1 protein-coding gene is annotated in these 359 nt (G+C 69.1%); it reads right to left on the bottom strand.

What is annotated here, in order from left to right; all coding sequences use genetic code 11:
• On the bottom strand, positions 1-359 hold a 359-nt coding region (locus LG395_RS41010), incomplete at both ends, for a sugar phosphate nucleotidyltransferase (protein ID WP_225814701.1).

Below are 359 nucleotides of genomic sequence, written 5' to 3'. Positions count from 1 at the left end.
GTCTTCTCGACGGAGACCGGGTGCACGGTGTCGCCGTTGGCGAGGATCACACCGTCCTTCAGCGCGTCACGGCCGCACCACAGGGAGTAGGCGTTGTTCCACTCCTCGGCCTTGTCGTTGTCGATGAGGGTGAGCTTCAGGCCGTACTTCCGCTCCAGGGCCGCCTTGCGCTCGTACACGGCCTCCTTGCGGTAGCCGACGATGACCGCGACCTCGGTCAGCCCCACCTCGGCGAAGTTGCCCAGAGTGAGGTCCAGGACCGTCAGCGACTCCTCCGCGCCCTCGGGACCCACCGGCACCAGAGCCTTGGGCAGGGTGTCGGTGTAGGGGCGCAGACGGCGCCCGGCGCCGGCCGCCAG

Origin of the sequence: Streptomyces spinosus, assembly GCF_020400655.1 — a bacterium.
In the GTDB taxonomy this organism is placed as follows: Bacteria; Actinomycetota; Actinomycetes; order Streptomycetales; family Streptomycetaceae; genus Streptomyces; species Streptomyces argyrophylli.
The sequence above is the reverse complement of the archived record's forward strand: the minus strand, read 5'-3'. Positions and strand labels throughout refer to the sequence as shown.